Here is a 20,696-nt window from a genome sequence, read left to right on the forward strand (position 1 = left end):
AAGCGTTTAAGGAGGTTCTTTTGATGAAAAAATTTATATTTACTTCAGCTATTTTTCTTTCACTCACTGTTAGTACGGGTTTTGCGGCACCCATTAATAGTCTGGACCAAAACCAAACAGCTGCGGGGGTCGTCGATGATTCTTTTTACATTGAACACAAATTCTCGGATAATTTTACATTAGGTGTGCAAAAGAATGATATTTATGGAGAAATTGAGCTAGGTCGTAATGTGAGAGCTATTATTGGCAGTAGAAACGACAATTCTGATTCTAGCTTTTATGCTGGTGGTGCTTTAAATGCTTCTATTGCACCGAATGTGGAAGGCTATGTTTCCTTAGTCGGGGGCAATCATTTCAGTGAAATGCAACTTGGCGCGAATATTGCCATTGCGCCGAATGTGGATCTGAATGCCAATTACCGCTCATTTATGCCTGATAGCGGAAGCGATAGCAATCGTACGACTATTGGAGCAACAGTAAAATTCTAAGTAAAATCAAGTAGAGAAAGTTACATAGGGATCGGGAAAGCAATCGTCATTCAGTGATAGCATGAAATTCTATTACTGGATGACGATTTTTATTTTCAGGAAACTTGTGGAAGATGATTTTATGTAATACTATATAAATAAGATGGATGTCTCATTAGGACAGTCAATGTTGTTATGACGTATTTTGATGGCAAGCGGTCTATGGGCAGTTTGGCCTTTAATAAAACATTCTTTGGAGGTGTATAATATTGATGGCTATTCATTCTCTAGCAGGAAAACAAGCGCCCCAGTCACTTTTGGTGAATGTTCCCCGTCTGATTAGTGCCTATTATACGAATAAGCCTGATGCAGAGAATCAAGCGCAGCAGGTTGCTTTTGGTACTTCGGGACATCGGGGCAGTTCGTTTAAGACTTCTTTTAATGAAGACCATATTTATGCGATTACGCAAGCCATTTGCTGCTATCGTAGTGTCCAGGATATTACAGGTCCGCTGTATATTGGTTTTGACACGCATGCTTTGTCGGAACCGGCGTTTATTTCGGCTGTTGAAGTACTTGCAGCAAACAAGATAGAAACAGTGATTGCCAAAGACATGAATTATACACCTACACCAAGTATTTCCTATGCCATTTTAGCTTACAATCAAGGCAGAATAACAGGACTCGCTGATGGCATTGTGATTACGCCGTCCCATAATCCGCCTGATAACGGGGGGATTAAGTATAATCCACCGAATGGCGGTCCCGCTGATGCGCATATTACTCAGTGGATTGCAGATAAGGCCAATAGCTTTTTAAAAAATGGCAATAAAGAAGTGAAACGACAGAATTATGGGCAGGCATTAAAATCTTTTGTTGTTCATGAACACGATTTTATTACACCTTATGTCAATGATTTAAAGAATATTATTGATATGGACGCCATTAAAGCTTCGGGAATAAAGATTTGTGCCGATGCTTTGGGGGGGGCGGGACTTGGTTATTGGTTGCCTATTGCCGAAACATATGGTCTCAATATTGACCTTATTAACGGTTATGCTGATCCGACTTTTCGGTTTATGTATGTCGATAAAGACGGTAAAATTCGTATGGATTGCTCTTCGTCTTATGCCATGGCCGGATTGATTCATTTAAAAGATCGATATGATCTTGCTTTTGGCAATGATCCTGATTTTGATCGCCATGGTATTGTAACACGACGCGCCGGGCTTATGAGCCCGAATCATTATTTAGCAGCGGCCATTTCCTATCTCTTTCAAAATCGCCCACTCTGGCGCAGTGATGCCGCGATTGGCAAGACTTTGGTTAGTTCTTCAATGATTGATCGCGTAGCCCAGAGTCTTGGCAAAAGACTGGCTGAGGTTCCAGTAGGATTCAAATGGTTTGTGAGTGGCTTACTTGATGGTTCCTTTGGGTTTGGCGGTGAAGAAAGTGCCGGAGCTTCTTTTCTTAAAAAAGATGGAACTATCTGGACGACAGATAAAGACGGAATGATTCTTTGTTTATTAGCAGCGGAAATGATGGCTAAAACAGGTCGCGATCCCAGTGAGCATTATGCTGATTTAACCAATCAATTTGGTAATCCTGTCTATGAGCGAATGGATGCACCCGCGAATGCACATCAGAAAGCTGTTCTAGCGAAGCTGTCGCCTGAACAGGTACCTGTTGACTCACTTGCGGGAGAAAAAATTACCGCCAAACTTACCAAGGCTCCTGGCAATGGTGCGGCTATTGGCGGCTTAAAAGTTTGCACAGATAATGGTTGGTTTGCTGCGCGTCCGTCAGGGACAGAAGACGTATATAAGATTTATGCCGAAAGTTTTTGTGGTACCGATCATTTGAAACGCATTCAAGCCGAAGCCCAGAAAATTGTGAGTGACACATTTAAAGCGGCTCATGTTTAACGGCATATGAAAAGATTCTCCTATCACATTTTTGCGGTAGGAGAATCTTTTTTGTTTGTATAGGAACGTATGAGTTGATACGGAACAGGAAGCGTATTGCGGGCGCTCCACCGTTCTACTTGACTTCCGCTTATAGTAATACGCTTCCTGTTCCTACTTGGTGGTGTATTATCTTCGAAGTTGAGTCAAGATTTCTCTTTTATAAGCGGTGTTGAGTCGAGTGGAGTAGTTTCTCAATCCGAATTCCCGATGTTTCAGCGGGAGCAAGTTTATTTTTGCGCATGTTTTTGATGCTGGGCGTACCAATTTTCCAATGTCTTACGATCTGATTCAAAGGTGTGAGCAAAGTGTTTTAAGATGTTGCGCAGCAGGGGATTGGCAATATAGACGGCATGCGTCGTATAGAGGAAGTTTGAACCAAGATAAGCTTTAATTTCAGGATTCGTCCAGCCGAAAACAGCTGTTTTATAGCCATGCTCCAACGCGTACTCTAGCGTGTCAAACCAGCTCACGTAATATAAATTATTGTTGCGATATTCAGGGTATTTTGCACCATGATATTTGTCGATAAAATAGTCGCCGTAGTGGAAACACAAGGAATAGCCAATCCATTCGCCCTGAAAGGTGTAAGCAAAGATGTGACCATCCGCATGTTTATCAGTGAGTATCTTTCTAAAAAAGGGCCGCGTTAGTTTTTCAAAGTGAATGTCACTTTTATTGTACACATTTTCATAGAGAGAATAAAAGCAGTCGATGATTTTTTCATCCTGAAACAGGGGATCGCCTGTTTTCAGGACATGCAATTCAGTGATACTGCGTTTTTTGCGTTTTCGTCGCCAGTCAGAGCGTCGGCTCGCTGATTGGCGGCTGAAAAAGGTGTCGAGCGAGTCAAAATCAAGGGGAATGTAGGCCATGGCCTGTCCATCTAAAAGAATGAATCCAGCCTTGGTAAAGGCTTGGCATAGTTTTTTCGAAATACAATTTTCAGTTTCGGAAAATAGCGGTGATTCTGGAGCAATATCTTTTACAACAAGAAACTTCGTTTTTAAGGTTGACATTTTTTCCAGTAAGATATTTGGAAGTTCCTCATAGTTTATTTCATTTGGAAACAAGGAGAATTCTGAGACTGTTGTGCCAACGAATAACGTTCGCGGCCGAAGTAAGTCCTGGCAAATTTTTTTTGGTAGAAAAGGACTTATTTTATGGATGAAGCGTTGAATAGGCTCATCAGCCGTTATGAGCAAATCAAATTCAGTTAGAAAGGCGGGAAGTTTCTTAGTGTTAATCTCGATGGGAAGGGCTTCAAATCCGCTGGGCGGATTTTGCAGAACGGCATCAATTAAGGCTTGCGGTTCTATTTGGAACAGTGAATGTTTCATCGTCATGGGGACAGGAACTCCTTTATGTTCAAAAGCATCAATAAGGATGCTCGATAAAAAGCTTATTATCCTATTCTTGTTAGGAGGACCATTCCCCTTTTTTTGCATGTAAAAACAACACCTGCTGCGTCTAGTGATAGAGGTAGCAGGTGTTGTTTCTTTTTTATTGAATGAACCGTATTTTTTAGCTTATTTACCGAAATATCTTTCGAGCAATCCCTTGAAAGCAGCACCATGGCGTGCTTCGTCTTTGCACATTTCGTGTACTGTATCATGAATGGCGTCCAAACCAAGTTCTTTGGCTTTCTTAGCAATGGCAAGCTTACCTTGACAAGCGCCATATTCGGCATCGACTCGAAGTTCAAGGTTCTTTTTCGTTGATGGTGTTACTACTTCGCCAAGAAGTTCAGCAAATTTTGAAGCGTGCTCAGCTTCTTCAAAAGCAATTCTTTTATAAGCTTCAGCAACTTCTGGATATCCTTCGCGATCAGCCTGACGGCTCATAGCTAAGTACATCCCAATTTCTGTACATTCACCAGTAAAGTTCATGTGTAGACCTTCAAGGATTTCGGCATCCACACCGGCAGCAATGCCAATGCGATGTTCATCGGCCCAAGCCAGACCTGAAGTAGATTGTTCGATGAATTTTTCAGCTGGGGCTTTGCATTGCGGACAGGATGCCGGTGCAGAGTCGCCTTCATGGACATAACCACAAATAGAACAGATAAATTTTTTCATAAATAAAACCCTCCAATGATTAATAATTTTTATTTGTTGACATTTGTTATTTATAATATAGCAGGATTTAGGGGATAAATCAAGTGTTATTTTGAAAAATATTTATTTTATTCATTACGCAAGAAGTGAAGATTGATTGACGGTCCTATTCATGCTTGTTATAATGAACTGGTCTAGAGTCGTTTGTCTATCTTTAAGAAGGTAGTATAGAAGAGTCGGTGGGATACATAGGACTTTATAATAGCCTGGCGGGAAAATTCGCTCAGCATGAACTTGGCGAATTTTCTTGTCGTTTTTTATTTGTCTCGCAAAACTTGATTTATTATGAAGTGTTCCCTAGATTTGATGGAGGAGAAAGTATGTTTACAATAGATCAATTTGTACAGCCTGCCACACTAGCGGAGGCTTATGAACTTCTCGTTAGCAGTAAAACCAATCGTATTCTTGGCGGTTGCGCTTTTTTAAGAATGACTTCTCTGCGTATTGCTACAGCCATTGATTTGAGCCAGCTTGGACTGAATGAAGTGAATGAGCATGATGATCGTATTGAAATAGGTGCTATGACAACATTTCGTCAGATTGAAACTCATCCTTTATTGAAGCAATATTATTGTGGGTTGCTGCCGAAAGCCGTGGGAAATATTATGGGGGTGCAATTTCGCAATATTGTTACAGTCGGTGCCTCTGTTTATTCTAAGTACGGTTTTTCTGATTTGATTACGGCGCTGTTGGCGCTTGATACAAAAGTGGAATTGTATCATAACGGGAGAATGACTTTGGCTCAGTTTTTGAACACGCCGGTTCAGAAAGATATTTTAACTAAAATAATCATCAAAAAAGATGAACGCTTGGCGTCTTATGAGCAGTTAAGAAATTCGGCAAGTGATTATCCTATTTTAACTGTGGCTGTTTCCAGCTTTGAGGATAAGAGTTGGATTGTCGTGGGAGCGAGACCTTCCTGTGCAACGATCGCGCATCAGGCTTCTTTGGAGTTGTCCAAGGGAATTGCAACAGATGATGATATTTCGCGAATTGCCGATCTTGCGTCAAATGAATGCTCTTTTGGCTCGAATATGCGTGGGTCGGCGAAGTATCGTAAGGCGATGGCCTGCGAACTTGTAAAGCGTGCTATCAAGGAGGTGTATCATGCAAATTGATGTAATCATGAATCAGAAGCAGCTGAGTTTAAGTGTCGCGGCTGATGAATTTTTAGCAGATACATTGCGGCGTTACGGCTTTCTTAGTATTCGCAAGGGCTGCAATACGACATGCTGTGGTTTGTGTACCGTGTGGATCGATGATAAACCGACTTTGTCTTGTTCCGTCCTTTCGGCGCGCCTTCAGGGCAAACGCATTACAACGATTGAAGGAGTGGAACAAGAGGCAACAGAGTTTGCGAAGATACTTGCTAGTGAAGGTGCGGAGCAATGCGGGTTTTGCAGTCCCGGTTTTATTATGACGGTGTTGGCTATGAAAAGGGAGCTTGTTCATCCTACAGAAGCTGAGATCATTCATTATTTGACAGGCAATTTATGTCGTTGCACAGGTTATCTCGGACAAATGCGGGCCGTTAGAACCTATTTGAGGGGGATGCACCCATGATAACCATGAAAAGTGTTGGACAAGGAATTCCTAAAATGGATGCCTTAGCCATTGCTACAGGGAAACCTGTTTATACACAGGATTTAGTCATGCCTAATACACTTGTTGTCAAAGTACTTCATAGTCCATATGCTTTCGCCGAAATTAAAGCCATCGATACAAGGAAGGCTAAGAAATTATCTGGAGTGGAATGTATTTTAACTTATGAGGATGTTCCCAAGGTTCGGTTTACTGTGGCAGGTCAGTCCTATCCTGAGCCTTCGCCATATGATCGGCTTATTTTGGATAAAGTCGTTCGGTATGTGGGGGATGCAGTCGCTATTATTGCCGCAGTCGATGAAAAGACAGCGCTTCGTGCCATGAAACTCATTAAGGTAGATTATGAAATATTTGAGCCTGTTTTGGATTTTGAGACAGCCATGGGGCATGCGTCGATTGTACATAGGGAACAGGATCTTTATACGAATTTTGATATTGGTATGGAACAAGCAAAAAATATTATTGCCACACACAAAGTGGAAGTGGGCAATATTGAGGCCGAACTCAAAAAGTGTACTGTTATTGTAGAGGAAACTTATTATACGCAGGCTCAGGCTCAAGGCATGATGGAAACGTACCGTTCCTTTAATTATCTTGATCATATGGGACGGCTTGTTGTGATTAGTTCGACGCAAATTCCTTTTCACGTACGGCGTACACTGGCACGAGCTCTTCAAATTCCAGAAAGCAAAATTCGTGTGATAAAGCCGCGGATTGGCGGAGGATTCGGCGGTAAACAAACCCTTGCTGTTGAATTTTTTACCGCTATTGTGACCTGGAAAACAGGCAAGCCTGCTCAACTTGTTTATGATCGGACGGAAACATTTAGTTGTACTTCCAGCCGTCATGCCATGCGCCTCAAAGTGCGATTAGGAGCCGATCAGGCCGGGGTGATTAAGGTTGTTGATATTGAAGGATTATCTGACGGCGGGGCTTATGGTGAACACAGCTCGACAACCTTTGGAGCTGCAGGTGAAAAAGCATTGATCCTTTATAATAAAACGACAGCGGCGCGGTTTTTTGGTCATGCTGTTTATACCAATAAAATGCCTGGTGGAGCTTTGCGCGGTTACGGTGCTACGCAGGCAACCTTTGCTCTGGAATCAACGTTAAATAAATTAGCAGAAAAACTTCATATGGATCCGACGAAAATTCGTTTAAAAAATATTATCAATGAAGGAGAAAACTATTTTACTAAGCCAGACGTGATACTAGGGAGTTCGACTCTTGATCGTTGTATTATAAAGGGGAAGGAACTGATTGGTTGGAATGAAAAATATCCTCGTAAGGACCTTGAAAGTGGCAAGGTACGTGGTCTGGGGATGGCTGTTACTGTGCAGGGATCGGGTATTGCCTATATTGATACAGCTGCAGCAGAAATTCATCTTAATAGTGAAGGTTCATATACGCTCATGATTGGTTCTACCGATATGGGGACAGGCAGTGATACTATCCTCGCGCAATTTGCTGCGGAAGTCCTTGAAACGACGGTAGACAAGTTCATTGTTTATGCTGCTGATACAGATGTTTCGCCTTATGATCCGGGTTCTTATGCATCAAGTACAACTTATGTGACGGGCATGGCTGTCGTAAGAGCTGCACAAGATTTGAAGGCAAAAATTATAGCTAAAGGGGCGAAACTTCTTGAAGTTTTGCCAGAACAGATAGAATTTGATGGAACTGTGATGAAGACACTGAACAGCGAAAAAACCTTGACGCTAAAAAAACTGGCTGAAAGCATTCTTGTCGGTCCGGGCCATGAACAATTAGTTGGGACTGGCAGCTATGGCAGTCCTGTGTCACCGCCACCTTTTATTGCCGGTTTTGCTGAAGTGGAAGTGGACAAGGGAACAGGGAAAGTGGATGTGGTTCATTATGTGGCTGTTGTTGACTGCGGTACAGTGGTCAATCCGAAACTGGCCAAGATTCAGGTAGAAGGTGGTATTGTACAAGGCATTGGCATGGCTCTTTATGAAGATGTCCGCTATGGACCGAAGGGAAAGTTGCAGACAAATTCTTTTATGCAGTATAAAATTCCCTGCCGAAAGGATATTGGCAGCATTGATGTTGTTTTTGAGCCTAGTTACGAACCGACAGGGCCTTTTGGTGCCAAGTCCATTGGCGAGGTTGTTATTAATACGCCGCCAGCCGCCATTGCTCACGCCATTTATAATGCCGTTGGCGTTACTGTAACAAAGCTGCCGATTACACCTGAAAAAATTTTTATGGCCATGAAGCATTGAGGTGCTTATTGTGAAACTTTATATTGCGGAAAAACCAAGCCTTGGGGCAGAAATCGCCAAATGTTTGCCAGGACCGCTTACGCGTAAAGATGGCTATCTAGTTACAGGCGACGGTGTTGTTACCTGGGGTTACGGTCATATATTGCGGCAGGCTGAACCTGGTGAGTATGATCAAAAATATGAAAGATGGCGAATGGAAGATTTGCCGATTATTCCTGGAGAGTGGAAACTCCTTGTTGCCGAAGCCTGTAAGAAGCAGTTTGCTGTGATTCAAAAATTGATTGCTTCAGCAACCCAAATCATTCATGCAGGTGACCCTGACCGCGAAGGACAACTCTTAATTGATGAAGTGCTGGAATATGTGGGCAATGAGAAGCCTGTGCAGCGTATTTTATTGAATTCCCTTGACGAGAAGAGTGTTAAAAAGGCGATTTCTCATCTCCGTGATAATGCGGATTTTTATGACCTAAAGCAATCGGCTTTAGCGCGGGCGAGAGCCGATTGGTTGATTGGCATGAATTTGTCACGAGCCTATACGCTTGCTGCGCAACGAGCAGGCCACCGAATTACGCTTCCTATTGGTAGGGTAAAGACGCCTACACTCGCCCTTGTTGTGCGTCGTGAACGAGAAATTGAAGCGTTTAAAGTGGCACCTTATTTTACAGTTAAAGCGGAGTTCCAACATGAAAATGGTCTGTTTACAGCCTACTGGAAACCGCATGAAAATCAGGCAGGTCTTGATACTGACGGTCGTTTGACAGATAAAATTGTTATGCAAGAGCTTCTTAAACGGTTTCGGAGTGCTACGGAACAAGCAGAGATTATTCTCTGTGAGACAGCAGAGAAAAAAGATCTACAGCGTTTGCCTCTTTCCCTGTCGTCGCTGCAAGTTCTAGCAGGGAAAAAATTCGGTTATGATCCGCAAACTGTTTTGGATACGGCGCAAAAACTGTATGAAAAAAAGCTTACATCCTATCCTCGGTCTGATTGTGACTTTTTGCCAGAAGCACAGCATAATGATGCGCCCATAATTCTTGAGAATTTACGCACACTAACAGCAAAGGATTTAGTGGACTGGGCGGCTGAGGCTGATTCAGCACTCATTAGCCGAGCCTGGAATGATAAGAAAATTACAGCTCATCATGCGATTATTCCAACTGTGGAGAAATGTAACCTTAGTCGCTTGACACAAGTGGAGCACGATATCTATTTTCTTGTTGCTCAGGCTTATATTGCGCAGTTTTATCCAGTCCATGTCTATGACCAAACGCGTGTAGAAGTGGAATATACAAAGGAGAGGTTTACAGCGAGTGGTCGCATTGTTGTGGAACTAGGCTGGAAAGCCTTATATAAGGCGGATCAAGATGAAAAGAAAGACGATGATAGTGCTACTTTACCAGCCATGATGCAGGGGGACTGGGCTGATTTTGTGCAGGCTTCAGCCGAAAAGAAGTCGACTCGGCCGCCGACGCGTTTTACGGCTGCCACCCTTCTTGCGGCTATGAAAGAAATTCATAAGTATGTGAAAAATCCCGACTTGAAAAAACAGCTGAAAGACGTTTCAGGTATTGGTACGGAAGCCACGCGTGCGACGATTATTAAGGAACTCCTGCAGCGTAAATTTCTTGTGGCAGAAACAAAGAAAAAATATTTAAAACCAACCGATGCGGCCTATTTGCTTATTGATGTTTTGCCTGATGAATTAACCTATCCTGATTCTACGGCCGTATGGGAAAATACGCTGCAGAGTATGGCGAGTGGCAGTGAAAGCCTGGCTGATTTTCTCCAGCATCAAGTGCAATTTACGGCAGATTTATGTATTAAGGCAATGAAGGTGTCGCTTCCGCTGCAAGGCGACCATCCTTGCCCCAAATGTCACCAGGGCGTTTTACAATTGCGTAATGGTACAAGCGGGAAGTTTTGGGGGTGTTCACGCTATCCTCTTTGCAAAGCCAGTTATAATGATCAAGAGGGTCAGCCTCAAAAACCGGAATATTCTTGTCCACGCTGTAAAGAAGGCGGTCTGCAACTGAAAAAAGGGAAGAATGGTGATTTTTGGGGCTGTACAAACTATCCAGCGTGCCGCGCAACATATAATGATAATCAAGGGAAACCAGCGCTACCGAATGCTTAAGTTTTTTGATTTTTGTTTTGACATAAGATTTGTTTATCTTAAAATAAGTAGAATCTATTTTTGGTTTACTGTAAAATGTGCTATGCTTTAACCATAAAATTCGAATGAATAAAATTGGAGGGATTCCGATGGATTTTGATTTTATTTCTCGGCGTCACAGTGTTCGTAAATTTAAACAGGAAACGGTATCTGATCAGCACATTGAAGAAATGGTTCAGGCTGCTACTTATGCACCCTCAGGAAAAAATAAGCAAAACTGGCATTTCGTTGTCATTAAAGATCTCAATAAAATTAATGAAATTGCCCGTATTGTGGAAGCTGAAAATAATCGGCTGGTAAAGTATATTAAAGATGAAGATAAGATCAAGGCGTTTAAGGGTGCTCTTGGCTATCAGACGGTTTTTAAAGGGGCTCCTGTTCTCATTCTTGTTTATGCCGGCCCCTATGCTACAGTTGCCGATACATTCCGCGAAGAAGGTATTATGCCTTTAGCTGAAGTGGAAAAATATGATAGACCTAATCCGGGTATTCAAAATATTGCTGCTGCCATGGAAAATTTGCATCTTGCTGCTGCCAGTCTTGGTTATGGAACGTGCTGGATGACAGGGCCAACTTATGCAGCTGAGGCCATATCAAATTATATTGGTTTTGAAAAAGCAGGCTATTATTTGGCGGCTCTCACGCCACTTGGGGTTCCCGCATCGGATAAATTGTCTTCACCGCCCCGCAAAGAATTAACAGAAGTATTGACGATTATCCGGTAATTTTTATTTATCTTAATTTTTTTGTAGCAACAGAGATTATAATAGAATACTATACACTAACTAAAGCATTGAACAGTCTTTTATGTCGGTGCTAAGCAAACATCATCCCGTAAAGGGGAGTAGCTAACGGATGACTATCCGTGAGTAGAATCGACAAACTGGCGTAAGCCCGGTTCTACTGGCAGAAATCTGCTATAGCGAGACCTTTATTTCCAGCCAAATTTGGCTGGAAATAAAGGTCTTGTTTATTATATAAATAAAAGATTCGTAAGGATTGCTTTTGCAAGAGCCCTACGAATTTTGTGACAAAGCTTAGGCCTGGCCGGTGAAAGTAAAATACAATAAAACAATATTCATGGCTAAAATGAGGCTGACAATGAGCCAGCCAAAAGTATTTGTGACGAGCTTGTTTTTAAAATTCCCCATAATTTTAGCATTGTTTGTTACGACCATGAGGGGAATAATTGCCGCTGGTAAGGCAAAGCTCAGGATTACTTGACTGTAAACAAGGGCTTCCATAGGATTGACACCTGCTAGCAAAATACCCATGCCAGGCAGCATGGTAATAAGACGACGCGCACTAATGGGAATATCAAAACCGACAAAACCGTTTAAAATCACTTCGCCAGCCATGGTACCAACCGTGGATGAAGAAAGACCGGATGCTAATAAGGCTAAGCCGAAGGCACCTGCCGCCATATTTCCCATTAAAGGCTGAAGTGTCAGATAGGCCCCTTCAATACTGTCAATATCGAGCCCGTTACCATTAAAAACTGCGGCAGATACAATGACCATGGCCGCATTAATAACAAAAGCAACGTTCATGGCAATGAATACATCGATTTTAGCCATTTTAAGATGATGTTGACAGTCGGCTATGTTACTCGTACGGCGTGGCTGCACAAGATGGGAGTGCAAGTAGATGACATGGGGCATGACGGTGGCGCCGAGCATGCCTACGGCAACAAATAAGCTATCAGGCGTGAGCATGGGAACGGCTAGATGGTAGCCGACTTGAATCCAGTCGGGTTTCGCAATAAACATTTCCCACACATAAGCCAGGCTAATGACGGCGATCATGACCGTAATAATTCGTTCGACAACTTTTTGACCATACTTTTGAATATGACAGATACCATAAGTAAGACTTCCTGTGAGTAAAGCCGACCAAACGAGGGGGATGTTAAACAAAAGATAGAATCCGAGAACACCGCCTAGAAATTCTGCCAGATCCGTAGCCATGGCTGCCACTGTGGCTATGGACCACAACCCCCAGTTAACAGGGCGCGAAAATAGGTGGCCGCAATGATCAGGTAAATTGATTCCTGTGGCAATGCCAAGTTTGGCTGAGAGTATTTGGACAAAAATGGCCATAATATTGCTCCATAAAATTACCCAAATGAGATTGTAGGCAAATTGCGATCCGCCGCTAATATTGGTACCAAAATTACCAGGGTCCATGTAGGCTACGCTTACAATAAAAGCCGGACCGAGGTATTTTAGAAATCCCTTGGCTTTTTCTGTGAGTTTTTCTGTATCAGCCAGAGGGGGTAGAGGCAAAGTACGAGATATTTCTGATTCTTTCATGATACTCATCCTTTCGTGTAGAACCACATAAAGTGAAAAAATAATCAGACTACCAGTAAAGGTAACTAATGTAGATTATGAGGTTAGAACACAATCGGTGAGTTGTACAACAATAGACGTTTCTTCAATTTGAAGGAACGTCTATTGTTTTCTCGGTGAATGCGCCGATGACTTTTTTATGTAGCGAAGTATGTTATTCTGTTTAGTTTAGCCTTCTATTTAGTGAGAAGATAAATGAAGCCAGGGGCTGTTGAAACAACATGGAGAGTGTAATAGGGATGGCTACGCTAGGTGGAAAGTAAGTGAGAGCTACAACAAGGCCACAGGCATTATTGCGCATACCGACACTATAAATCATGGTAAGGACCGATTGAGGTGAGTGATCTTTTAACAAAAAAGATCCGATATAACCGACAAAATAGCCTGCTGCTACAACAAGAAAAGTAACAAATAAGGTTTTTACAATAGAGAGATCCCAATGAATTTGCGGCATAACCATGGCGGAGTTAATAATAATGACAATGAATAGTCCGAGCTTGGATGTGGCTCCGCCTACACTCGACGAGAATTGAGTGACTTTTCCTTCTGTCCAATCATGGAGTAACATGCCAAGAACACTGGGGACAGTTACCATGAGCATAAGTTCTTCAATCATTTGCACATAATTTAGACCAATGGTTTTTCCAACAACAAGGTTAAAAAAGAGCGGTAATACAATAGGTACGACAAAAGTATCCAGCGTGACAGAGACGAGTGATATTGCGAGGTCTCCTTTGGCCAGTGAAATCCAGATAATTGAAGTCACTCCAATGGGGATAGATGCGCCAATCAAATACCCCATGCGAATAAAGGGATCATTCGGATAGAAAACGATGCCAACAATCCAGGCTGTCAGCGGAGCCATGACATGAACTAATACTAGCACCCATAAAGGTATCCAGGGTTTGCGCAAGACATCTAAAAAACTTTTAAAACTTGTGCCAAGAGCCGTAACGAATGTCATATAAGCAAATAAAACAATGACTGTTTTTCGTAAGACAGGAGAATCAGTAAGTGGGATAAACGCCCCCGCTAATAGACCGCCTAATACAATAAATAACATATTTTTTCCTAATAAACTATTACAACGAATAAAAAAAGCAGTAGACATTTTGCCACCTCCTTAGCGTAAACGAATTCATATTTTTATCGACAAACAATTACATTTTATCATCAAAAGGGAAAAATTGCGATAACTGGGAGTAAAGAATGTCTTTTCGTTTATACTAATAAATGAGAAAAGTCGTTTTTTTTGCAGGAGATGAAGTGGTGGTTAGAATACTGGTCATCGAAGATGATGAACTGTTACGTGAGACTGTTGTTACCGTTTTAAAAGAGGAGCACTATGCAGTAGCGGAAGCAAATAGCGGTGACGAAGGGTTATTTAAAGCGAATCAGGGGATTTATGATCTCCTCATCATCGATGTTATGTTGCCAGGTATGGATGGAATTGACATTGTCAGGCACTTAAGGGAACAAGGGATGACTATTGCTATTTTATTTTTGACGGCCCGCGATAGTATTGCCGATCGCGTCAAGGGGTTAGAAAGTGGCGCCGACGACTATTTGGCGAAGCCCTTTGCCTTTCCAGAGTTACTCGCGCGTGTAAAGGCTCTCTTGCGCCGCCACGGTTATGCTGAAAAAGAAGGAGCTCTTTCTTATGGACCCATTAAGCTGGAGCTACATATGAAAGAAGGCTTTGTGGGTGACAAAGCTTTGCAGTTAACCTTGAAAGAATATGAACTGCTAGAATTTTTTATTTTAAATAGTCAACAAATTTTAGCCCGCGAACAAATTTTTGACCGTATATGGGGGTTTGAGTCAGAGACAAACCTGGGGATCGTTGATCTTTATATCCATTATTTGCGGCGTAAGTTAGCTCTCTTTGGTTATGATTCCTGGATTCGGACGATTCGCGGTGTTGGTTTTATGTTAAAGGAGTAAAAAATGTTTCAAAGAACCCTTAGAAAACTGACTATGCTCAATGCCGGTGTTTTCTTATTGATTTTTATTTTGTTTGGTTATTTAGTGTATGGCTATGTAGCCCATCAATTATTCTCTGATGTGGATGATGCGTTGCGCTATAAGATGGAAGCAACTCACCTAGTTAACGGACAGATACACCTAATTGCCAATCAACCTTGGCTGTTAGATCCGCAGGTGTTTTTATTTTTGCGGGATTCTGATGGCAATAGTATTCCCTATCATCCGGCTTCACTAGCGGATTTAAATGAACTTCAGACATTTATTATGCAAATGAAAAGTAATCCCCTGAAAGTACAAAAAATTAATGAACATCTTTATCGAGTACTTGCTATGCCTTTTACTGCTGAACAGCAAGTTTTACTTAGACCAGACGGTTCGGAGGCGAAAATTGTTCAGGTCATTGCCCTGACTAGAATCGATTCTGAAGTAGCTATGCTCAAGAAACTATTAAATACACTAGTTGCCAGCCTGATTATGGGTGTGTTAGCGATTGCGATTGCAGCCTATTTTTTGGCCAAACGGGCTTTGGTTCCTATTAAAGCGTCCTGGGATAAGCAGCAGCAGTTTGTTGCTGATGCTTCTCATGAATTACGTACACCATTGGCTGTGATTAAAAGTAATACGGAATTATTACTCCGTCATCCTGAACATACAATTGAACAAGAAAGCATCCGTATTACGAATGTTCTTCGAGAAGCTATGCGCATGAAAAAGTTAGTCGTTACCTTATTGACATTAGCTCGCGCTGATGCTAGTCAATTGGAACTTCAGAAGATACCATTTAATATCGGTGAAGTTATTGCAGATGTTGTTGAACAGTTTATACCATTAGCTGAAATCAAAGGGGTACAGTTAAAATTTTCGGTAGACGGTGTCAATGAGATTGAGGCAGACAAAGAACGTCTATTACAATTATTTGCGATATTACTTGATAACGCGTTAAAATATACGTCAAATGAAGGAACTATTTTGATCCATTGTTATCAAAATGCTAACTTCGTTGTCATTCGGATTGAAGATAATGGCTGTGGAATTGCACCGGAAGATTTGCCCCATGTTTTTGATCGCTTTTTTCGTGGCGATAAAGCCCGTTCGCGTGAAAGTGGCGGAGCTGGTTTAGGGCTAGCTATTGCGGATTGGATTGTGAAGCAGCATGGTGGGAAAATCCAGCTTGAAAGTGAACTTGGACTGGGGACGAAAATAGAAATTTGTCTTCCTGTTAAGAGCGTCTAGTGTATAGACGCTCTTTTTAGTATGCTCCACATTATTTACCATGTGGACTCTAAAGAAAATCAAAAAAAAGGTCACTAGAATAGACATATCAACAGATACCACTTTACTTATACGAGGGGGATCGACAGCTATGTCGAAACAACAGAATCGGAAAAGGATTCTTTCCATTTTAATAACAGGCTGGCTAGTCATGAATGCTTCTTTTGTATTTGCTGCCTCGCCCATGATATCGTTAGATGATAGTGTAGCACTGGCTCTAAAAAATAATCCAGCAATTAAAATGGCTGCTGCTGATAAGGATAAAGCTGTCTGGGGGATTGATGAGGTAAAAGCAGGCGGCTTGCCGACCTTATCTTTAACAGGCAGTGACAGCCGTGGCAACAGTGCGCAGGGTGTTGCAAACGGCTTTAATACTTCTCTTCATTTGAGTATGCCTCTTTATACGGGCGGTAGAGTGGAAGGGCAAATTGATCAGGCGAAACTGAATGCCCATAGCGCCGAATTGGGTGTAAATGCGGCCATGGCGCAGACCAAGCTTGATGCAACAACGAAGTATTTCAGTGTGCTGCAAGCCAAAAATATGGTACAAGTCAACCAGGATGCGGTCGACAGTATGATGGCGCATCTGCAAAATGTCGAGGCTCAATATCAAGTGGGAACCGTTGCCAAAGGCGATGTATTGCAGTCAGAGGTTCAGCTGGCCAATGCTCAACAGAACTTGACAAAAGCTCAAAATGCTCATGCTGTTGCGCAGGCTAGTTTTAACAATGTCATTGGTCAAGCACAAGATACGGAAAATTCTTATCAAGATGATTTAAGCTATGTAAAGGTTGATATGTCACTTGATGACAGTATTCAATTGGCACTTACTAATCGTCCTGAAATCGGTCAAGCTGATGACAGCCTTCGTGCCGCTCAGGTTGGGGTGAATGTAGCTGACAGTGGCCGTTTACCAACAGTCAATTTCACAGGTACGGCAGGAAAATCAGGTAGTGATTTTCCGGGAAATAATAACTGGTCTATAGGTATTTCCGCCAATTGGAACTTGTTTGATGGCGGTGTGACAAAGGCACGCGTAGAAGAAGCGAAAAGTACTGTAGCGAAGGCGACTGAACAAGGCAAGCAAACGCGTGATGCCATTGAATTGGAAGTGCGGCAAAATTATTTAAGTATGCAAGAAGCCGAGAAACGCATTGATACCGCCAAGGTTGCTGTCAATCAGGCGACAGAAAATCTAAAAATTGCTGACGAAAAATATGCTGCAGGCGTAGGAACGAATCTGGATGTGATGGATGCGCAGCTGGCCCTTACGCAAGCAAAAACAAATGTTACGCAGGCTCTCTATGATTTCAATGTGTATAAGGCGCAATTAGAAAAAGCGGTTGGCAGTGCGAATTAAAGGAGGCAAAGCCATGACTATCATGCTAAAAAAAGCGCTCAAATATAAGTGGTGGATTCTTGCCGTGGTAGTCATTTTATTGGCTACTAAGGGAGTGCTGTCCTTTTATACGGCTAAGCCGCAGCAAAGTGCTGCTACGACCATTACAGTCAAGTATGGTGACATTAAGTCCGAGGTTTCGGCAACAGGGACGATCTATCCTGTGAATATGGTTGACGTCAGTTCGAAAATATCGGGACTGATTAAAGAAGTAAAAGTCAGCGAGAATGAAGGCGTTCATGCCGGACAAACCCTCATGGTTCTTGATGATACTCATCTGCAGGCACAGGTAGCTCAGGCGGGTGCGAAGTTATCCAATCTTGCCAGCACGTATGAACGAAATCAAAAACTGCACGCCATTGGCGCTGTGTCTGATCAGCAATTAGATGCAACTTATGCTGATTACAGTGTAGCTCAGGCTGCCTATGATGATGCCATATCACAACTAGATGATACGATTATCAAATCACCTATTGACGGTGTTGTTATTGGCAAGCCGATTCCAGCTGGCCAAGCGGTAGCTCCTGGAATTTCATCTCCCATGGTGCTGCTTACTGTGGCAGATATGTCGAAAATGCAAATTCAAACACAAGTGGATGAATCGGATGTTGGTAAGGTACAGGTTGGGCAAAAAGTTACCTTTACTGTGGATGCGGAGCCAGGAAAAACGTTTACAGGTATTGTTTCAAATGTATCGCAAAAAGCTACGATTCAACAAAATGTTGTTTACTATAGTGCTATCGTGGATGTCGATAACCCCGACGATATGCTCAAACCGACCATGACAGCGCGTGTATCTATTAATGTTGGCGAAAACAATCATGCTCTTGCTGTGCCTCTTTCTGTTGTCAAGCTTGTTAATGGTCAACAGACAGTGGCTGTCGTACAAAATGGTCAAGTGCAAAATATACCTGTTACAACAGGTATTGCCAGTGATGAAAAAATCGAAATAGTGAGTGGCCTATCTGAAGGCGACCAGGTTGTAGCGGTGCAGGCTAAGTCTCAATCGACCAGTAGTGGGCAAGGTGGCGGCAAGGGCGGCGGTATGATCCCTGGTCTGGGCCGCTAAAAAAGGGGGGGCTTATGATGTCAATTCTACTTTCGGATGTCACCAAGGTTTATCAACTAGGTGGTGAAACCGTGAGCGCCCTAGCGGGGCTTACATTGAACGTAAACCCCGGTGAATTTACGGCGATTATGGGGCCGTCCGGATCGGGTAAGTCGACTCTGATGAATATTTTAGGCTGCCTTGATCGGCCAACAAGCGGTTCTTACATGCTGGACGGTCAGGAAGTAGCGAAGCTCTCTGATGATGAACTAGCGGTTACACGTAATAAAAAAATCGGTTTTGTATTTCAAAGCTTTAATCTTTTGCCAAGAATGACGACGTTGCAGAATGTGGCGCTTCCCATGGTTTATGCTGGCGTGGATAAAAAAGAGCGTACCGCGCGGGCTGAACAGGTTCTGACTATGGTCGGACTAAAAGAGCGATTGAATCACCAACCTAATGAACTTTCCGGCGGTCAGCGCCAACGTGTCGCTATTGCCCGGGCGCTCATAAATGATCCCACGATTATCATGGCCGACGAACCGACAGGAAATCTCGATACCAAGTCAGGCGATGAAGTCATGGCCATTTTTTCAGAACTCAATTCCCAGGGACGGACGATCATACTCGTTACCCATGAACCGGATATCGCCGAGTATGCGGGGCGGGTAGTCCATGTTCGTGATGGGGTAATTGAGCGCGACGAATGGAAAGTGGGGTGAGTCTATGTTTAGCGAAAGCATCATCATTGCTCTAGATGGACTTAGGGCGAATAAACTCAGGGCTATGCTCACTATGCTGGGAATTATTATCGGCGTGGGTGCAGTTATTGCCATGGTGTCCATTGGTATGGGTGTCAGAGATAAGGTGGAAAGTTCTATTGCCGGACTCGGCAGCAACCTACTCATTGTGCGTCCTGGGGCTGCTTCGACAGGGGGATCCAGGCAAGCCGCCGGATCGGGTATAACACTAAATGAAAAGGACGCGTTGGCTATTGCCAGAGAAGTGTCTGGTGTCAATTTGGTGGCACCTACTGTAGATCGTTCCTACCAGATAGTATTTGGAAACCAAAACTGGACTACCACTGTCCAAGGTACAACATCTGATATCCTGGGGGTGCGTAGTTTCAATGTACAAGAGGGGGCTTTTTTCACCAATCAGGATATTGACACCCGAGCACGGGTGGCTGTGCTTGGAAAAACCGTGGCGGACAACCTGTTTAACGGTGTAAGCCCCGTTGGAAAAACCATCCGGATTAATAAGGCGCCTTTTCGGGTGGTTGGCGTGCTGGAAGGGAAGGGGCAGTCGGCTGGTGGGGGCGACCAGGATGACACAGTAATCATTCCACTGACGACAGCCCAGGAGCGTCTGCTTGGTATAACCTATGTCCAAAGCATCAATGTTCAGGCTACAGGCACCGACGTGGTTAATCAAGTTCAGGAAGATATTACAACGCTTCTGCGGACTCGCCATAAGCTGCCAGTTACCACACCTGATGACTTTAAGGTGCAGAACATGGTTGCCGTCATGGCTACGGCTGATGCAACTACGGGGATGATTACCTTATTGTTAGGCGTTGTTGCCGCATTATCTCTCCTCGTTGGAGGTATCGGCATTATGAATATTATGTTGGTATCAGTTACGGAGCGTACGCGGGAAATTGGCATCAGGAAAGCGCTCGGGGCTCGGTATAGGAATATCTTGTTGCAGTTTCTTATTGAAGCAGTTGTCATTAGTGTTGCCGGTGGGTTACTTGGTATTGCTCTAGGCATAGGTTCGTCGTATGCAATCTCAGCTGTTGCTGGCTGGAAAACAATTATTTCATCTCTTGCTATTATGGCGGCATTTGGTTTCTCTGTTCTGATTGGCTTGTTCTTTGGAATCTATCCGGCCCGCAAAGCAGCTCTTCTTGATCCCATTGAAGCCTTAAGGTATGAATAAACTCGTTTGTAGTTTATAAAATAAAAACAGTAAGGTGCTGACTGATTTTGCAGTTGGCACCATACTGTTTTTTAGGTAACTTTTTTTTATTGTTATACATAGAATGTAGTATTAGATGGAAAGTGCATGAGGA

Annotated in this window: 17 protein-coding genes; 13 read left to right on the top strand and 4 right to left on the bottom strand. The window is 42.9% G+C overall.

All coding sequences use genetic code 11. The features are described from left to right. The first annotated feature begins 23 nt into the window (after window positions 1–23). Window positions 24–488: a hypothetical protein gene (locus Ga0466249_RS14515; RefSeq protein WP_215830186.1), complete on the top strand. Its 465-nt coding sequence runs from the start codon at window positions 24–26 to the stop codon at window positions 486–488. A 251-nt stretch (window positions 489–739) separates the two neighbouring features. Continuing rightward, complete coding sequence (gene pgm, locus Ga0466249_RS14520; RefSeq protein WP_215830187.1) at window positions 740–2,392, top strand: phosphoglucomutase (alpha-D-glucose-1,6-bisphosphate-dependent); 1,653 nt, start codon at window positions 740–742, stop codon at window positions 2,390–2,392. 269 nt (window positions 2,393–2,661) lie between these two features. Here pgm and Ga0466249_RS14525 read toward each other — a convergent pair whose 3' ends face one another. Further along, window positions 2,662–3,777, bottom strand: coding sequence for a GNAT family N-acetyltransferase (locus Ga0466249_RS14525; protein WP_215830188.1), 1,116 nt, complete (start codon window positions 3,775–3,777; stop codon window positions 2,662–2,664). 183 nt (window positions 3,778–3,960) lie between these two features. Continuing rightward, window positions 3,961–4,509, bottom strand: a complete 549-nt coding sequence (locus Ga0466249_RS14530; protein ID WP_215830189.1) for an NADH peroxidase — start codon at window positions 4,507–4,509, stop codon at window positions 3,961–3,963. A 359-nt stretch (window positions 4,510–4,868) separates the two neighbouring features. Between Ga0466249_RS14530 and Ga0466249_RS14535 the strand changes: the two genes are divergently transcribed. The 5 genes from Ga0466249_RS14535 to Ga0466249_RS14555 all read left to right on the top strand — a co-directional run bounded on the left by Ga0466249_RS14535 (window position 4,869) and on the right by Ga0466249_RS14555 (window position 11,291). After that, window positions 4,869–5,666, top strand: a complete 798-nt coding sequence (locus Ga0466249_RS14535) for an FAD binding domain-containing protein (protein WP_215830190.1) — start codon at window positions 4,869–4,871, stop codon at window positions 5,664–5,666. Further along, window positions 5,656–6,111, top strand: coding sequence for a (2Fe-2S)-binding protein (locus Ga0466249_RS14540; protein WP_215830191.1), 456 nt, complete (start codon window positions 5,656–5,658; stop codon window positions 6,109–6,111). The genes Ga0466249_RS14535 and Ga0466249_RS14540 overlap by 11 nt, the downstream gene beginning before the upstream one ends. Then, a complete protein-coding gene (locus Ga0466249_RS14545) occupies window positions 6,108–8,393 on the top strand; it encodes a xanthine dehydrogenase family protein molybdopterin-binding subunit (RefSeq protein ID WP_246588741.1) in 2,286 nt (761 codons plus the stop codon). The genes Ga0466249_RS14540 and Ga0466249_RS14545 overlap by 4 nt, the downstream gene beginning before the upstream one ends. A gap of 10 nt (window positions 8,394–8,403) precedes the next feature. Next, entirely contained in the window at window positions 8,404–10,527 is a 2,124-nt protein-coding gene (locus Ga0466249_RS14550) for a DNA topoisomerase 3 (protein WP_215830192.1), read from the top strand. 128 nt (window positions 10,528–10,655) lie between these two features. Next, on the top strand, window positions 10,656–11,291 hold the full coding sequence (locus tag Ga0466249_RS14555) for a nitroreductase family protein (protein WP_215830193.1): 636 nt from the start codon (window positions 10,656–10,658) through the stop codon (window positions 11,289–11,291). 312 nt (window positions 11,292–11,603) lie between these two features. On the opposite strand, the gene Ga0466249_RS14560 is transcribed toward Ga0466249_RS14555, so the two are convergent. Together Ga0466249_RS14560 and Ga0466249_RS14565 are read right to left on the bottom strand one after the other, a co-directional pair. Further along, complete coding sequence (locus tag Ga0466249_RS14560; RefSeq protein ID WP_215830194.1) at window positions 11,604–12,878, bottom strand: Nramp family divalent metal transporter; 1,275 nt, start codon at window positions 12,876–12,878, stop codon at window positions 11,604–11,606. 202 nt (window positions 12,879–13,080) lie between these two features. Next, window positions 13,081–14,028 (bottom strand): bile acid:sodium symporter family protein, encoded by a 948-nt coding sequence (locus Ga0466249_RS14565; protein ID WP_215830195.1) that lies wholly within the window; start codon window positions 14,026–14,028, stop codon window positions 13,081–13,083. 158 nt (window positions 14,029–14,186) lie between these two features. Between Ga0466249_RS14565 and Ga0466249_RS14570 the strand changes: the two genes are divergently transcribed. The 6 genes from Ga0466249_RS14570 to Ga0466249_RS14595 all read left to right on the top strand — a co-directional run bounded on the left by Ga0466249_RS14570 (window position 14,187) and on the right by Ga0466249_RS14595 (window position 20,563). Next, window positions 14,187–14,861, top strand: coding sequence for a response regulator transcription factor (locus Ga0466249_RS14570; RefSeq protein WP_312889777.1), 675 nt, complete (start codon window positions 14,187–14,189; stop codon window positions 14,859–14,861). A 3-nt stretch (window positions 14,862–14,864) separates the two neighbouring features. Then, window positions 14,865–16,136, top strand: a complete 1,272-nt coding sequence (locus tag Ga0466249_RS14575) for a sensor histidine kinase (protein ID WP_215830197.1) — start codon at window positions 14,865–14,867, stop codon at window positions 16,134–16,136. A gap of 130 nt (window positions 16,137–16,266) precedes the next feature. Further along, the gene (locus tag Ga0466249_RS14580) at window positions 16,267–17,535 is read left to right on the top strand and encodes a TolC family protein (protein WP_215830198.1); all 1,269 of its coding nucleotides are present in this window, start codon (window positions 16,267–16,269) and stop codon (window positions 17,533–17,535) included. Between the two features lie 13 nt (window positions 17,536–17,548). Beyond that, complete coding sequence (locus tag Ga0466249_RS14585; protein ID WP_215830199.1) at window positions 17,549–18,643, top strand: efflux RND transporter periplasmic adaptor subunit; 1,095 nt, start codon at window positions 17,549–17,551, stop codon at window positions 18,641–18,643. Between the two features lie 17 nt (window positions 18,644–18,660). Then, on the top strand, window positions 18,661–19,344 hold the full coding sequence (locus Ga0466249_RS14590) for an ABC transporter ATP-binding protein (protein WP_215830215.1): 684 nt from the start codon (window positions 18,661–18,663) through the stop codon (window positions 19,342–19,344). 4 nt (window positions 19,345–19,348) lie between these two features. Beyond that, complete coding sequence (locus Ga0466249_RS14595) at window positions 19,349–20,563, top strand: ABC transporter permease (RefSeq protein WP_215830200.1); 1,215 nt, start codon at window positions 19,349–19,351, stop codon at window positions 20,561–20,563. Window positions 20,564–20,696 lie beyond the last annotated feature (133 nt).

The sequence above is a fragment of the Pelorhabdus rhamnosifermentans genome (assembly GCF_018835585.1).
Classification (GTDB): domain Bacteria; phylum Bacillota; class Negativicutes; order UMGS1260; family UMGS1260; genus Pelorhabdus; species Pelorhabdus rhamnosifermentans.

Excerpts from the sequence above, each read along its gene's own strand:
- Ga0466249_RS14515 (WP_215830186.1), top strand. The coding sequence starts at position 24 with ATGAAAAAATTTATATTTACTTCAGCTATTTTTCTTTCACTCACTGTT.
- pgm (WP_215830187.1), top strand. The coding sequence starts at position 740 with ATGGCTATTCATTCTCTAGCAGGAAAACAAGCGCCCCAGTCACTTTTG.
- Ga0466249_RS14525 (WP_215830188.1), bottom strand. The coding sequence starts at position 3,777 with ATGACGATGAAACATTCACTGTTCCAAATAGAACCGCAAGCCTTAATT.
- Ga0466249_RS14530 (WP_215830189.1), bottom strand. The coding sequence starts at position 4,509 with ATGAAAAAATTTATCTGTTCTATTTGTGGTTATGTCCATGAAGGCGAC.
- Ga0466249_RS14535 (WP_215830190.1), top strand. The coding sequence starts at position 4,869 with ATGTTTACAATAGATCAATTTGTACAGCCTGCCACACTAGCGGAGGCT.
- Ga0466249_RS14540 (WP_215830191.1), top strand. The coding sequence starts at position 5,656 with ATGCAAATTGATGTAATCATGAATCAGAAGCAGCTGAGTTTAAGTGTC.
- Ga0466249_RS14545 (WP_246588741.1), top strand. The coding sequence starts at position 6,108 with ATGATAACCATGAAAAGTGTTGGACAAGGAATTCCTAAAATGGATGCC.
- Ga0466249_RS14555 (WP_215830193.1), top strand. The coding sequence starts at position 10,656 with ATGGATTTTGATTTTATTTCTCGGCGTCACAGTGTTCGTAAATTTAAA.
- Ga0466249_RS14560 (WP_215830194.1), bottom strand. The coding sequence starts at position 12,878 with ATGAAAGAATCAGAAATATCTCGTACTTTGCCTCTACCCCCTCTGGCT.
- Ga0466249_RS14565 (WP_215830195.1), bottom strand. The coding sequence starts at position 14,028 with ATGTCTACTGCTTTTTTTATTCGTTGTAATAGTTTATTAGGAAAAAAT.
- Ga0466249_RS14575 (WP_215830197.1), top strand. The coding sequence starts at position 14,865 with ATGTTTCAAAGAACCCTTAGAAAACTGACTATGCTCAATGCCGGTGTT.
- Ga0466249_RS14580 (WP_215830198.1), top strand. The coding sequence starts at position 16,267 with ATGTCGAAACAACAGAATCGGAAAAGGATTCTTTCCATTTTAATAACA.
- Ga0466249_RS14585 (WP_215830199.1), top strand. The coding sequence starts at position 17,549 with ATGACTATCATGCTAAAAAAAGCGCTCAAATATAAGTGGTGGATTCTT.
- Ga0466249_RS14590 (WP_215830215.1), top strand. The coding sequence starts at position 18,661 with ATGTCAATTCTACTTTCGGATGTCACCAAGGTTTATCAACTAGGTGGT.
- Ga0466249_RS14595 (WP_215830200.1), top strand. The coding sequence starts at position 19,349 with ATGTTTAGCGAAAGCATCATCATTGCTCTAGATGGACTTAGGGCGAAT.